The organism is Bdellovibrio sp. NC01, assembly GCF_006874625.1.
Taxonomy (GTDB): domain Bacteria; phylum Bdellovibrionota; class Bdellovibrionia; order Bdellovibrionales; family Bdellovibrionaceae; genus Bdellovibrio.
Genome location: NZ_CP030034.1, coordinates 2243920 through 2257716, shown reverse-complemented (window position 1 = coordinate 2257716; position 13797 = coordinate 2243920). Strand labels below are relative to the sequence as shown.

Sequence of the window (13797 nt, the reverse complement as noted above, 5' to 3'; positions counted from 1 at the left end):
CGCGCCACAGTTGTTTAAATTATAGAATGCGGCTTGATGTGTTCTATAATTTAGATCTGTGGCTGGTCATTCTTATAATGCTGATGATATTGGCAGCGGCTTCTTATATTGGAAAACTCAGCGGTCGTTTTCACCGTCGTCTAAAAGATACTGATGAAGACTCCACAAATTTTGCGCCGACAACCATCCTAGGTCTTATGGCCTTGGTTCTAGGTTTTACTTTTTCGATGTCAGTTACGCACTATGAAAATCGCAGGAACCTTGTCATACAAGAAGCGAACGCCATTGGGACCGCTTACCTCCGTGCAGATCTTCTACCGCAAGCTGCTAAAGAAAAAGTTAAAAGCTTGCTTAAACAGTACGTCGACCTGCGCATTGAGTTTAATAATTTTAAAGCTGATCAAAAAAGCATTGATGAACTGAAAATGAAAACCCGCATGGTACAAAGTGATATTTGGAATACGTTGATGCCATTAACAGAAAAATACCGCGATCCTATAATGGCGTTAAGTGTGAATGCGATGAACACGGTCTTTGATTCTGAAAGTGAACGCACCAGCGCGATGGAACATCGCATTCCAGAACTGGTTTATATTTTGTTATATCTGATCGGCGCGATCGGGGTGGGGTCTCTCGGGTATTTGGAAGGTTTGCGTGGAAATAAGTCGTTATTTAATATCTTCGCTTTGTCGGTTTTATTTTCTTTGGTCATTGGCCTGATCATGGACATCGATAGGCCTCGTCGGGGGCTTATCAAAACGGATCAGCAGGCTATGATTCAACTTAAAGAAAGTCTCTAGCCATGAGTTGCCGGGAAACCGGCACCTGCCGAAGAGGCGGCTTTGATATGCCGTGAAACTGGCGAATTTCTACATTTTTCTCTCGGAAACACTGATTTTTTCTGGCACGGCCACTGCAATGAACACAGGTGTCAAACCAAACTCATGAAAGTGGCGTCATTATGAAAAAACTTTTCTTCCTTCTTTGTTTCAGTTTTTCAGCAGCTCAGGCATCTACGAAAGGAATCGCTGCTCCAGCATTGCTCGGTCAAGAAGTCCTTCAACCAGGTGGCTATTCAGCTTTTATTGATTCGTTTGAGGGCATTGCGAAATTCACCGTTTATTCACTCTACAACGATCCTGAAGACGGTTTGAATTTACAATTCGACGATCAAGAGTCCATGGCTCATATCGTTCATGACGATCAAGGTGGCGTCGGAGTGATGTACGATGAGGGTTTCCCAGAAGATCTTAAAAATATCGAAGCCCGTATGACAGATATCAATAAAATCGAAATCGTTGTGAAGAAGTGGAATGTTTTAACACGTCCTGAGTTGAAAGTACGTTTTCAAGCTTTCACCGCAGCCGATAAAAGTGTTTGGGTTGGTTTTCAATCGCCATTGACTCCTTTGTTTGTGTATGGTTCTGCTGTGCAAATTCCAGTATTGCTGAATGCGCCTGACAAGGTTGATACCCTCAAGAATTGGCTGTCTCCATTAACGACGCAGATCTTGCAAAATGCGAAAACGCGCATGTATATGAGAGTCGCGATTTCTTTTGTCACAGAAATTTCAGGTCAGCCGGTCTCAACTCCGGTTGTCTATGGTCCTTTGATGCTTTTGACGGAAGATTCCAGTGCGCAGATTAGCGGTGCGCTGTACGCTTGGTACCATGCCTACTTGCCGGCACTTGAAGGTGGAAAATTTGTTATCTCCATCAGTCTTGCGCCGGAACAAGGGCAGATTTTCTATATTAATAATGATCTTGAAGTTCCAGCGGCAAATCTTCTCTTTTAACAAAAAAAGTTTCCAAATTCTTGCAAGCTGACAGGTTCATCTCTTTTGAGGTGAACCGCTGTTTTTGACGATTTAAAATTTCCTCTTTAAGGGAGGATGTCATGTTTGCTGCTCGCTATGTTCCAGGACAAAAGAAATTATCTTTAACGGATATTCCGAAACCAAAACCGGGCCCCCGCGATGTGCTTTTAAAAATTCGCGCAGCAGGTATTTGTCATTCTGATTTGCACGTTCTAGCTGGTGAAGTTGGTTATACTCATACGTTTACAATGGGCCATGAAGCTTGTGGTGAGGTTGTGGAAAAGGGCAGTGATATCTCCACGGAATTTAAAGCGGGGACGTTGTATGCGGTTCATGGACCGAATCCTTGTGGTGATTGTACGTATTGCCGAACGGGTTTTGATAATTTGTGTAACGGTCCAGGCAGAACCTTTGTGGGCTTGGGGCAAGACGGTGCCTATGCTGAATATCTGGCGGTGCCTGCACGTAATATCGTGGAAGTTCCTAAGGGCATTACACCTGAGGTCGCAGCGGTCGCAACGGATGCGGTGTTGACTCCGTATCACGCGATTAAAGCATTGGGTGAAGTTCAAACGAATTCGAAAGTCTTAATTATTGGCTTGGGTGGTCTTGGTATGAATGGCGTGCAGGTCGCACTTGCATTGGGTGCAAAAGTCACGGCCTGCGATTTGCGTGATGCAAGTTTGGAAATGGCAAGATCCATGGGGAAATTGGATGCTATCAACTCTAAAGATCTGGATAAACAGGTAAAGCCCGGCTCGTTCGACGTCGTGGTAGATTTTGTTGGACGTGATTCAACGTTCACTCAGGCACAGACCTTTGTGCGCCCTGGTGGTACCATTGTATTAGTAGGTTTGGGTTCACAACAGGTGCCAGTGATTAGTACACCGTTAATTAGCTATCAAGTGCGTGTGCAAGGTGCGTTCTGGGGAACTCACCAAGAGATGCACGAAATTTTTCAACTGATTTCAGAAGGGAAAATCAAACCACAGGTGGAAACAGCACCAATGAAAGATGTGAATCATTGGTTGGAAGAGCTGGAAGCAGGTCACATCAAATCGCGAATGGCGCTGCTTCCAAATTTTTAAACTTAAACGGTTGTTTTGGCTTCTGTCGGTTTAGTCCAGAAGAATTTCTCGCCCGGCAGAAGCTTATCAATTAAAGGCGTCGTGATCGATAAACCTGCAAGTGATAAAATCAAACCGGCTTTATTGCCCAAGGCGATTTGAATGTAAGCGCCTGCTAAAGCCGCCATGCAGCCGAAGATGATGCGACCCAAACGTGCGTTTGGAGTGCTGCGTGGATCTGAAATCATAAAGAATGCAAAGATCAATAACGAAGCCGTCTGCATTTTTTGAAGTGGAATGCTGAAGGATTCATTCATGTAGGCAGTGTAACCAAATTGGATTCCCGCATAAGTAAGAAGGAATGCTAAGCTGACATCTGTGCGACAAGCTTTGTTGCTGACAAAAATACCCATGCATAAAATAAAAAAGGCAAGGGCCGCGCCATTGTTCCACTGCCCAGGATTGATCGTTACCTGCCCCAGAAGAATGCCGACAGCAAGAGCAATGTTTGTTGGGTTGAAGATGTGTTTGTCGTTCCAGCGAAAAATAAATTTACTAAAAATCGCCAAAGCAATAAGCGCCAAAGAAATCGGTAAGGACGGACAGCGCATCAGAATGCACAAGGAAAGACCCGAAATCAAAGCACTACGCCACTCGAAGCGAGGAAGTTTCCACAGACGTGTGGCCAAAACTTGCGATACAAGTGCGGTCAAAAGAATCAGTGCCAACCATGCAATATTCAAATCAAATTTGAGCCAAACCAATCCGTAGATCAGCATACTGAATAGAACCATAATCTGGTGATTACGTGGATCGCGCATCAGGACCCTCCTTGGTTCTAGATTATGTTATTCGAATTTGCGGTTTTGCAAGTTTACTCAGCCCATACCGTGAAAGTATTCACGACTTGGCATGTCGTTTTATCCACAACGGCTTCAAGTTGGGCCTGACCACCGTGGGTATTCGTGCGCACAGTAAAAATTGAAACTTTATTGCCACTGAAATCCAGGCGTGGAGATTGTTCGACTTGTGTGTGTTGTTGTTGGGCGATTTGTGCTTCAACGGAGTCTGCACAGTTCTCAGAGGCAAAAGAGATCGTGGCGTTTAAGACGAGTACAGCGAAAATCAAAAACTTCATAAAAACTCCTTTACGTGGTTTGGAGCTTTTATATGTGAAGTGTTGCAGAATTTCCCGTTAGAATTTGGTTAAGTTGCAGAAGATTAACCTCTGTGAATGAGAAATTTCTCTTCGTCTTTTATTTGAACGATTCCACGAAAGCCATTATTAGCGGCCATAGCGGCGACGAGGGTGCGCAGTGAACCGATATTTTTTCCCTTTGCGCCCAGAAGTCTTCCGAAGTCGCTTTGTTGGACATCGATCATAAAGACAGTGGTCTGTGGACCCACGAAATAGCTCACCTCGAATTTTGCAGTCGTCGACAAGAGCGAGTTTAAAATAGTCGTGATAATCTCAGAGATATTGGTGCGAGCAATATTGACGTCACTCATTAAACATCCTGATCTGCGGGAAATAATTGAACGCTTAAGCAGTAAGTATCGCTGGCGTGCGGTTCTTCAGAAAGACTTGCAAGCTTGTACTGCAATTGTTGAATCAAAGCGCGCGCTTCAGTGATTCGTTGTTTGTCGAAAGCAAAAGTGACGGCATTAAATTCTGTCGCGATATTTTCTTTTGAATCGTAAAGTGACATCGCATTGGCAAGGATACGGCGCGTGTCTTGTACGGCTGCGATCGCAAGAGCTGGAGTTTTTCTGCGCCCATCCAGACGTTGATACTGCTCGTTGCGAGTCAGCTCAAACAATAAAGCTCTGTCTTCGTCAGATAAAAAAATTCTTTCTGAGATTTGTACGGCCGTTTTCATTGTCAGCGGAATACGTTCGTTTAATAGATCAACAAGGCGACCGCTTGAAATTCCTAGCGCTTTAGCGTAGGCGCGCTTTGAGTAAGCGGGATTCTTTTCTCGTTTTGATTGATAATCATGTTGGAGCACTTCTATCGACTTACTAAACTTCTTCATGGCCATGTCAGGATGTAAATAAAACTGTGTGTCGGCAAATCAGCTTGAAGAGGGGGCATGAGATGCCCTCTTTGTGGGCTATGCTGCCCGTGCTTTTGGCCTATGTTCTAAGAACGCCCCAAAAATAGAGCAAATGAGCAAGGATTGTAATCTGGAGATTCGAAAACCGCTCTAGAATAGCTCGCGCTGAGAACGAATTGGACCGATTAAAAACTTGTTAGAGGTTCATAATGAATAACACAAAGTTTTTGTACGTCCATTTATTTCAGCGAATTCTATTCGCTTCATTATGTCTGTCGAGTATTGCGACGTGGGCTTCGCCGACGACGCTGACTTATCAGGGCCGCATCGTAAAATCTGACGGCAGTCCTTTGATTTTTGATAACGTCAGTTTCATTTTTAAAATCACAGATCCATCTGGTGCTTGCGTTATTTATCAAGAGCAATTCAGTGGTTATGACATGACAAATTCCAAAGGGATTTTCGATGTCGCGATTGGAACCGGATCTGTTATTTTTCCAGCCGATGGTTCGCTAAATGTCTTAGACGTTTTTAATAACTCACTTACATATGCGTGTAATGGTGGTGGTGGAGCCACTTACACACCGGGAATTAGTGACGGTCGTAAGCTTCGCGTGCAGTTTCATGATGGAATTGGCTGGCAAACGATCACTCCCGATTCGACGATTCGTTCGGTGCCGTTTGCAGGGTATGCGGTGTCTGCGCGTAAACTTGGAAGTTATTCGGCGACAGACTTTTTGTTGAAAGCAGGCTTGCCAACTTGTGCGGCTGATAACTTTTTAACATGGGATGGAACTCATTTGACGTGTTCTGCATCAAGCGGGGGCGGAGGTGGTGGCGGCGGTACTGTTACGAGCGTCACGTCCACAAATTCGTATATTACAGTTGCAAATAATACGACGACAGCACAAGTAACTTTAAATGTAGGAACGGGAGCTAACACTGTGGCTGCTGGCAATGATTCGCGCATTGTGAATGCATTGCAAAGTGGTGGAACGGCAAGTGGTGATTTGAGTGGGACTTATCCAAGCCCGCAAGTCATCGCCTTGCGGGGTGTGGGGGTCTCAAGTGCAACACCTAGTGCTGGCAATTATTTAAAATATGATGGTTCGAACTGGGCGCCTTCGGCAGTTACGGTCTCTGACATTTCGGGTTTGTCGACACAGCTAAGTAATAAGATTGATGCTTCGCAAATGCCTGCAAATTGTGGTGCGAATCAGACGTTGGCATTTTCGTCTCCGACGGGGACATGGACTTGTAATAACATCACAACATCTCAATGGACGACAACAGGTTCGAACATTTACTATAATACGGGCAACGTCGGTATTGGAACGACTTCTCCATCACAAGCTCTTTCTGTCGCAGGTACTATCGAGTCGACAAGTGGTGGATTTAAATTTCCAGATGGGACAACTCAAACAACGGCTGCTGGTGGCGTTAGTGGCACAGCGGGACGTTTAGCGAAGTTTTCGGGTGCAGGAACGTCGCTTGCGAATTCCTTGATTCAAGATAATGGTTCGATCGTCAGTGTCGGGATTACTCCGGATGCTTACAATCTGGCGGGCACGACTTTGCGAACGGGCAGTATTCAAATGGGTAATACTTCGAATTTTAGCAATCAAGATTATTACCTGACTGCTGGAGCGAATTCGACGACCGTTCCCGTCGCTAATACTTATCCTTATGCGCTGATCGCTGCGACGGCATATCAAAATTATAATGTCGTGGGCATTGGTGGATCTGCCGATGCAAATAGCAGTATCGCGGCGGCCCAACTCATTCAGTTTTTTACGAACCCGACATTCAATTCTACAACATACACCGAACGCATGCGCATTCAACCCAATGGCAATGTTGGTATCGGAACGAATTCTCCAGGGCAGGCGCTTTCTGTTGCAGGAGTCGTTGAATCAACATCTGGAGGATTTAAATTTCCAGATGGAACAACGCAAACCACAGCATCTTCTGGTGGATCGTGGACGACGAATGGTTCTAATATTTCAAATGCAAACTCTGGCAATGTCGGTATCGGCACGTCTAGTCCAAGTCAAACACTTGAGGTTAGTTCCTCAACAGCGGTTCCGTTGATCACTTCGACGGGATCTTACGGCGGAAATTACGTGGGTGGTGGATTCCTTGCGCAAGGTTTGCCGCGTGCAAATGGTTATTTCGCTTTCGATAGTTCTGCCAATGAGTGGTTTTCTGGGCTTCCTTATGGCGGGAGCGGTTATGCGATCAATTATAAATCAACAACGACACACACCAATGCGACCTCCGATATCACGGGACTTGGTGGCAGTTCGAATTATTTCTATATTGCGACAAACGGTAACGTGGGTATTGGCACAACGTCGCCGGGTTTGAAGTTTGATGTGACGGGAGCGGGTCGTTTTAGTGATGGTGTTGGTATTCATGGCGCGACTCCAAGTCAAGATTGCAACGGGCAAACATGTTATTTGAGTGTGAATGGCAATTCGAACCTCAATGGTATTCGTATCAGTGGTGCTGACGGTCAAAATACGATCTTTCAGCAAACAAGCAACGTCGACCTATCTTTGACGGCGAATGGTGGTGCCGTGCGCTTTGGTCAAACGAATACTCCTGATGATTTATATATCTCAAAAACGGGCAGAGTCGGTATCGGTACGACAGGTCCTGGTTACAAACTTGATGTCAATGGGGATACGAATATCGCCTCGGGTTCGGTCTTAAGATTCGGTGGCACACAGGTGTGCTCAAGCACGGGCTGTACGTCGTCATCTGATAGAACTTTGAAAGAGAACATCACTCCGCTTGAAGAATCATTGGAAAAGATCTTACAGCTTCAAGCCGTGCGCTATGATTACAAGGACAAGGTTCGTTTTGGCGATCGCAAGCACATTGGTCTTATTGCCCAAGATGTTGAAAAAATTTATCCCGAAGTTGTTGTAACTGATAAGCAGACTCATTTGAAATCAATTGCCTATGATCACTTAGTGGCGCCTCTGATTGAAGCCGTAAAAGTTTTGAGTGATAGATTGGCTTTGCTTGAGAAAGACCACTCACAGCTGTATGAGGAAAACCAGCTTCTAAAGCAGAAGCTCCAGCAGATGGATTCCCTGCAGAAATATTTGTGCTCTAAAGATCCTCAGGCTGAATTCTGTAAATGAAATTAGAGCAAGCATAGACTAAACGCTTTGAGTCGGGAGTTGTTTAGTCTTTAATCATTTCATTCTTAGAGTTATACCTGTTCCCTCGGGAGAACTCTATGAGTACCAATGACAAATCCAAAGCTCTGCTTCATACGCTCAGAAATCTGGTAAAGAATTCGGATCAAACTTATGAAGATCTGGCGCGCAAAATGGATTTGAGTGCCGATACGATCAAACGCTTGTTAAGCGGAAAAATTCCTATTTCGCTGGAACGCGTTTCAGAGATCTGTGATCACATTGGGATTGATGTTTTTGAGTTGGCTCGACTGGCGAAGTTTGGGCAAAAAGAAGAGCATCCTATTTTATCTTTAGCGCAAGAAAAAATGCTCGCTGAAGATGAAGCAACGTTTGCTGTGTATTATCTGATTACGATGGGTTTTACATTTGATCGCATGCTTACAGAGTACACTTTTTCAAAAGTGCAGTTGACGAAGATTGCCTTGAAGCTTGAAAAGCTCGGCATTCTGGAACTTCATCCCAATAACAAATTGAAGATGCTTGTGTATCGCAAAATCCGTTGGCACATGAATGGTCCGCTTCACAATAAATACATGATTTTGTGGGCGACCTCGTTTGCGAAAGAGGTTTATCAAACGACGGATTCCTATAAATATTTCTTTAACTTTCCTTTGTCGAACGACTCCAAAGCAGAAGTGCTAAGAAAAATCGTAAAGCTGTGCCGTGAAATTGAATACTTGTCTGAAATGGATTTGAACGTGCGCAATCGTGCAAGCACTTCGATGAATCTTTTAATCGGGGCTCGTCAGTGGATGCCGGAAGTTACACGCCAATTTCAACGCTAACTCGGAATGAAAAGTAAGCGATGTGAATTTTGAACGCGCATTGAGAATGGAACATGCTGGTACGCTAACGCCCTTTTGATGCCCCATTTACAAACTAATAATATTGAATCTCACTTCAAACGAGAGCATTAACTGCGCATCTTTTCTGCGCAGGGAAGTTAAAAATTTATAAGTTTAACTATTGAAGGGGATTCAAAATGAAAAAAGCTTTCGGTCTTTTGGTTGCTATGATGTTCGCGGTTCCAGCGTTCGCAGGTATCTCTAAAAATTCTTCTTGGGAAGAAATCATGTCTGCTAAAACAGTTGTTGTTAAAGCTCCAACTGTATACATGGGTCGTTCAGTTGATTACACTTTCGTTTGCCAAGATGGGAACTCTTTGCGCACGATCAAACCAGTAGACACTACAGTTTCTAAATCTTACGGAGACCGTGAAGAAGTTGTTGTTGTAGGTTCTGGCTACCTTTCAACTCCAATCAACTACACTCACACTGTAGAAAACTGCTTCTGGAACAACAACCAACGTCTTTGCAAAAACCAAACTGTTAAAGGTTCTTACGCATTGACTGTTTCTATTCCAGTTTACCGTTTGATCTCTACTAAGAACGCTGATCACTACACGTTCTTGTTCAACAAATCTTACACTGTTCCTCAGTGCGACTAGTTCTATCTTGCCGCTAATTTTGTTAGTGGCGATGAACTTTAAGATAAAAAAGCCGACGTTTTGGGCGTCGGCTTTTTAATTTTGATTTTTTTATTAAGAACTTATTTGCAGGTATTTTCAAGGTAAGATTCTTCGACCACTTCGTCTTGTTCAGTCCACTCCAGCAAAGACATCTCAGTATTTTTATTCCAGTTTATTTCGCCCTTATTCATCTTGCGAATCGTGACTTCATCACCTTCAATCGACCAAAGTAAAACATCGCCTTTTGCGATCTTTAAAGCTTTGCGGACACGAAGGGGAATTGTCGTTTGATTTTTTTTTGAGGCTTTTGAAGTTGCGCCAGTCTTCATAGATGTTGACTCCAAGATGAAACGCCTAAATGAGTACCTATATCTAGAGTAAAACAGACGAATCTGTGTTGTCGAATAGGTACGAATTGGCGCAGTCTTTACTAGACCAACAACTTGCTTCCTTTTCCTTGGCCGCAGTTTGTGAGAGAGTAAACGCCTATGTTAAAGCGTTTTTATCCTTCACGAGATTATGAAGCCCTTTTGTTCGACTTTGATGGCACGGTTGCTGACACCATGGGCACGCATCTGGAAGCCTGGAATTTAGGGCTTGCTGCTTATGATCTGTCATTATCGAAAGAGCAACATCAAACGTGGGCGGGCATTCCCACGGTTAAGATCGTGGAGTTATTGAATCAAAAGCACGGAACGCAAATTTCTGCTGAGAATTTCCTGAAAGAAAAAGAAGTGCATTATTTGGCGTCGCTTGGAACGGTGAAATCTATTGTTCCGGTGATGGAAATCATTCAGCACTATCACGGCAAACTTCCAATGGCGATCGTGACGGGCAGTCGTCGTAAGATCGTCGAATTGACGATGGATCACTTGGGCATTGGCAAATATTTCGATTTACTGGTGTGTGCAGAAGACTATGTGAACGGCAAGCCTGCTCCCGATTGCTTTTTAAAAGCGGCCGCGTCTTTTAATATTAAACCCCAGCACTGCCTGGCTTTTGAAGATGCCGATCTTGGTATTCAATCAGCCCACAGTGCAGGGATGGACTGCTTAAAAGTGACTGCTGATATGCAGTTATTAAGCCTTCCAGTGTCGCGCTAGTATTTTATTGGCAGTCGATTGGGGCGCCGAAACCGTGTTGCAGAACGCGATCGTCATCCATGACCGCTCCGAAAAGACCTTTTTCATTTAAAGTACCTTGAATTGAAATCGTCTCAGGATTGATGATGTTTTGTGCGCCTTCGGAGTTGAACACAACGCCACTTGCCCAGATTGAACCGCCATCACCTACGTGCGCCGCCAAAAGACCTTCAACCGCGATTGCGCCACTTTTGATTGTCACGACAAGAAGAAGATTTTCTGGATGTCCTTCTACTTTGCGAACTTCAACAGTTGCCGTGCCGGAATTGCTGAGACCAAAAGAGCAGTTTAATTTTTTATCAGCGGCCTGCGCAGAAGATGTTGTGAATGCGACTAGAAGTGAAAGAATAGAAAATAAGCTTTTCATGGGAACTCCTTTTTAAAGTTTATCGACTTTCCAGCCGATGCCGGAGTTCTATTCTGAAAATAGATATCGGTATAATCCTATTATAATTATGCTTTATATAGGTTAAAACCTATCATCCATTTGGAGTACGCTCGCTCTCGCTAGATGAAAGAGTTGTCATTTCCCTAGCGGGAAAATCGTCTCAATTTCACGTGATGGCGCGGTTTCCGCTCGTATAACGGTTTTGGCGACTTGTAATGTGTACGCAATATTGTGTTTAGCTAATTAAACCGATGTGTATCTATATGAAAAACTATTTTGGTATGTTTTGGGTAGTTTTATCATTGTTCATGGGGGCCATGGCTCAGGCGTCACCGCAGGGGCTAGGGTACCAGGGGCGTATCCTGCGCTCTGACGGAACCCCACTCGAATATTCTAGCGTTTCATTCATCTTTCAAATTACCGACCCTTCTGGTCAATGCGTGATCTACAAAGAACAAATCAATGGCGTGAACATGATTAACTCGGGCGGGGTTTTCGATGTCCCCATTGGTTCCGGTGCAATCATTTATCCGACATCAGGCTCGTTCAAAATTTTGGATGCGTTCAACAACATGGCGACCTACACCTGCTTAGGTGGCGCAACTTACAACGCCTCCCAAGGGGATTTGCGTAAACTGCAAGTGCAGTTTCATGACGGCGTGGGATGGAATCAGATCACTCCGGACTCTGTCATTCGTTCTGTACCTTTCGCAGCGTATTCTTTAGCCGCAGAAAAATTAGGCGATAAGACGGCGGCAGAATTTGTTTTGAAAACAGGTATTCCTAATTGTGCAGCCAGTGGGAAAATTTTAAGCGCAGATGCTAGTGGTTTTACTTGTGTGACAGATCAAGCGGGTGCGGTCGTTGGGCAAACATCTGGGACAGTGGCAGCTGGCGATGATTCCCGTTTCTCTTCACTGGCTTCTGATATTTCAAATTTGACGACAGCGGTGAGTGGTAAAGTTTCGCAATCACAATTTCCTGCAAGTTGTTTGGCGAATCAAACTTTAACGTTCATGTCACCAACGGGAAGCTTTACGTGTTCGAATATTTCGATTTCTGGCTCACAACTCAGTGGTAACATTGCTGGCAATGCTGCGGGCTTCACGGGCTCATTAAGTGGTGATGTCACTGGAGGTCAAGGAGCAACGAAAGTCGTCGCGCTTCAAAATAAAAACATTTCGGCGACGGCACCTACGGACGGTCAAGTTCTGCAATGGAGCAACTCAAGTAATAAGTGGGAGCCAACGACGTTGCCTGCTGCGAATCCAGGTACTATTACCGGCGTGACGGCGGGTTCTGGATTAACGGGTGGTGGCACATCAGGTTCCGTTTCTTTAGCGGTTGATAGCGGGACATCTGCAAATCAAATCGTGAAATTAGATGGGACTGCGAAGCTTCCAAGTGTTGATGGCTCGGCGCTGACGAATCTAAATCCCGCGAATTTGTCGGGCTCAATTCCCGTTAGCAAGGGCGGAACGGGCGCAACAAGCTTAACTGCGGATCGCTTGATTGCAAGTAACAGTACAGGCACTGCATTGATTCCATTTACCTGTGGTACGACTTCAATGGTGACATTCGATGCTGCTGGTAAAATGGGTTGTACTGCTTTTTCTGCGACGACGTTCTTTGCAAACGGGGGCAATGCATTTGGTACAAGTACTGCGGATCTGGGAACGACGAATAATATTCCTTTGAATTTTATGGCCAATGGCGGAACAAAGATGACTATTCTGACAAACGGGAATGTTGGTATCGGTACCACAACGCCAACAAACCCTTTGGATGTTAGTGTCAGCACAGCGGCTATGGCAAAAATGATGCAGATTAAAAATAGCGATGCGACGGGTGGTGCCGCGGTAAACATCGTTGCCGGCACGAACAGTGTTGCATTGGGAACCTGGGGACCTTCTGCTGGAGGTACGGTCACATATCTTGAATCAAGTTCTGCGAATGGCTTGCTGATTGATACTTTCACAAATACGGCCATTAGATTTGCAACTAATGGTGGTTCAAATGAACGAATGCGTATTGCTGCCGCGGGTAACGTCGGTATCGGCTCCACAAACCCTGCAACGAAGCTTGATGTCGCAGGCGAAGTAAAGATGGGAAATACTTCGGCGACTTGTTCTGCTGCGATAGAGGGTTCGCAAAGATACAATTCGACAAGCAAGGTGATGGAATTTTGTAATGGCTCCGCGTGGACACCTCTCAGTAATTCGCCTCAGCATCTCTATGGAACAATGGGAGGTTGCCAAACTACTGTGACTGCAAGTTCGGGTGGTTATGTTGATCTGTGTACCTATACTTTTACGCCGACGAAAACAGGGACCGCGGACGTCGTTGTGCATTTGCAGGACGTTTATTTGACGACGGCAGGTACTGGCGGCAACTTTGGTTTTCGTCTGCAATTGAATGCGACGAATGGCGCCTTAAACAATTCGATTTTTATGACCAGCATTCACAGATACGGAGCTGGTGCCGTGTTTTTCCCACCTATCAGTGATCACTGGACGGTGACTGCGGGAACATCCTATACCCTGACGCTGCAATACTTTTCGCAAAGTTTTGCTGGCGGTATTTCATTAAATACCCAAGGCAATTCATCGCTTAAATACTACGACATAACCATTTATTAGCTTTCGAG

14 protein-coding genes are annotated in these 13797 nt (G+C 44.8%); 8 read left to right on the top strand and 6 right to left on the bottom strand.

The annotated features are described in order from the left end of the window. The first annotated feature begins 38 nt into the window (after nt 1-38). From DOE51_RS10835 to DOE51_RS10825, 3 genes are all read left to right on the top strand, one after another. Nucleotides 39-800: a hypothetical protein gene (locus DOE51_RS10835; protein WP_168196428.1), complete on the top strand. Its 762-nt coding sequence runs from the start codon at nt 39-41 to the stop codon at nt 798-800. A gap of 161 nt (nt 801-961) precedes the next feature. Beyond that, nucleotides 962-1795, top strand: a complete 834-nt coding sequence (locus DOE51_RS10830; protein WP_142696579.1) for a hypothetical protein — start codon at nt 962-964, stop codon at nt 1793-1795. A 101-nt stretch (nt 1796-1896) separates the two neighbouring features. Beyond that, on the top strand, nt 1897-2904 hold the full coding sequence (locus DOE51_RS10825; protein WP_142696578.1) for a zinc-binding dehydrogenase: 1008 nt from the start codon (nt 1897-1899) through the stop codon (nt 2902-2904). 2 nt (nt 2905-2906) lie between these two features. On the opposite strand, the gene DOE51_RS10820 is transcribed toward DOE51_RS10825, so the two are convergent. The 4 genes from DOE51_RS10820 to DOE51_RS10805 all read right to left on the bottom strand — a co-directional run bounded on the left by DOE51_RS10820 (nt 2907) and on the right by DOE51_RS10805 (nt 4919). Next, nucleotides 2907-3704, bottom strand: coding sequence for an RnfABCDGE type electron transport complex subunit D (locus tag DOE51_RS10820; RefSeq protein WP_142696577.1), 798 nt, complete (start codon nt 3702-3704; stop codon nt 2907-2909). Nucleotides 3705-3757: 53 nt separating this feature from the next. Then, nucleotides 3758-4021, bottom strand: a complete 264-nt coding sequence (locus DOE51_RS10815) for a hypothetical protein (protein ID WP_142696576.1) — start codon at nt 4019-4021, stop codon at nt 3758-3760. Nucleotides 4022-4104: 83 nt separating this feature from the next. Beyond that, complete coding sequence (locus DOE51_RS10810; RefSeq protein ID WP_142696575.1) at nt 4105-4392, bottom strand: KH domain-containing protein; 288 nt, start codon at nt 4390-4392, stop codon at nt 4105-4107. After that, nucleotides 4392-4919 (bottom strand): DUF4423 domain-containing protein, encoded by a 528-nt coding sequence (locus DOE51_RS10805; protein ID WP_142696574.1) that lies wholly within the window; start codon nt 4917-4919, stop codon nt 4392-4394. Before DOE51_RS10805 ends, DOE51_RS10810 begins: the two co-directional genes overlap by 1 nt. A gap of 230 nt (nt 4920-5149) precedes the next feature. On the opposite strand from DOE51_RS10805, the gene DOE51_RS10800 reads away from it, so the two are divergent. The 3 genes from DOE51_RS10800 (at nt 5150) to DOE51_RS10790 (ending at nt 9599) form a co-directional block, all read left to right on the top strand. Further along, nucleotides 5150-8092, top strand: a complete 2943-nt coding sequence (locus tag DOE51_RS10800; protein WP_142696573.1) for a tail fiber domain-containing protein — start codon at nt 5150-5152, stop codon at nt 8090-8092. Nucleotides 8093-8190: 98 nt separating this feature from the next. Beyond that, the gene (locus DOE51_RS10795) at nt 8191-8937 is read left to right on the top strand and encodes a helix-turn-helix transcriptional regulator (protein ID WP_142696572.1); all 747 of its coding nucleotides are present in this window, start codon (nt 8191-8193) and stop codon (nt 8935-8937) included. Between the two features lie 197 nt (nt 8938-9134). Then, the gene (locus DOE51_RS10790; protein ID WP_142696571.1) at nt 9135-9599 is read left to right on the top strand and encodes a hypothetical protein; all 465 of its coding nucleotides are present in this window, start codon (nt 9135-9137) and stop codon (nt 9597-9599) included. A gap of 101 nt (nt 9600-9700) precedes the next feature. On the opposite strand, the gene DOE51_RS10785 is transcribed toward DOE51_RS10790, so the two are convergent. Further along, nucleotides 9701-9949 carry an AbrB/MazE/SpoVT family DNA-binding domain-containing protein gene (locus tag DOE51_RS10785; RefSeq protein ID WP_142696570.1) on the bottom strand — a complete coding sequence of 83 codons (249 nt, stop codon included), beginning with the start codon at nt 9947-9949 and terminating at the stop codon, nt 9701-9703. 159 nt (nt 9950-10108) lie between these two features. On the opposite strand from DOE51_RS10785, the gene DOE51_RS10780 reads away from it, so the two are divergent. Then, nucleotides 10109-10723, top strand: coding sequence for an HAD family phosphatase (locus DOE51_RS10780; RefSeq protein ID WP_142696569.1), 615 nt, complete (start codon nt 10109-10111; stop codon nt 10721-10723). Between the two features lie 4 nt (nt 10724-10727). Here DOE51_RS10780 and DOE51_RS10775 read toward each other — a convergent pair whose 3' ends face one another. Then, nucleotides 10728-11129, bottom strand: coding sequence for a hypothetical protein (locus DOE51_RS10775; protein WP_142696568.1), 402 nt, complete (start codon nt 11127-11129; stop codon nt 10728-10730). Nucleotides 11130-11413: 284 nt separating this feature from the next. On the opposite strand from DOE51_RS10775, the gene DOE51_RS10770 reads away from it, so the two are divergent. Further along, on the top strand, nt 11414-13789 hold the full coding sequence (locus tag DOE51_RS10770) for a hypothetical protein (RefSeq protein ID WP_142696567.1): 2376 nt from the start codon (nt 11414-11416) through the stop codon (nt 13787-13789). The last annotated feature ends 8 nt before the right edge of the window (nt 13790-13797 follow it).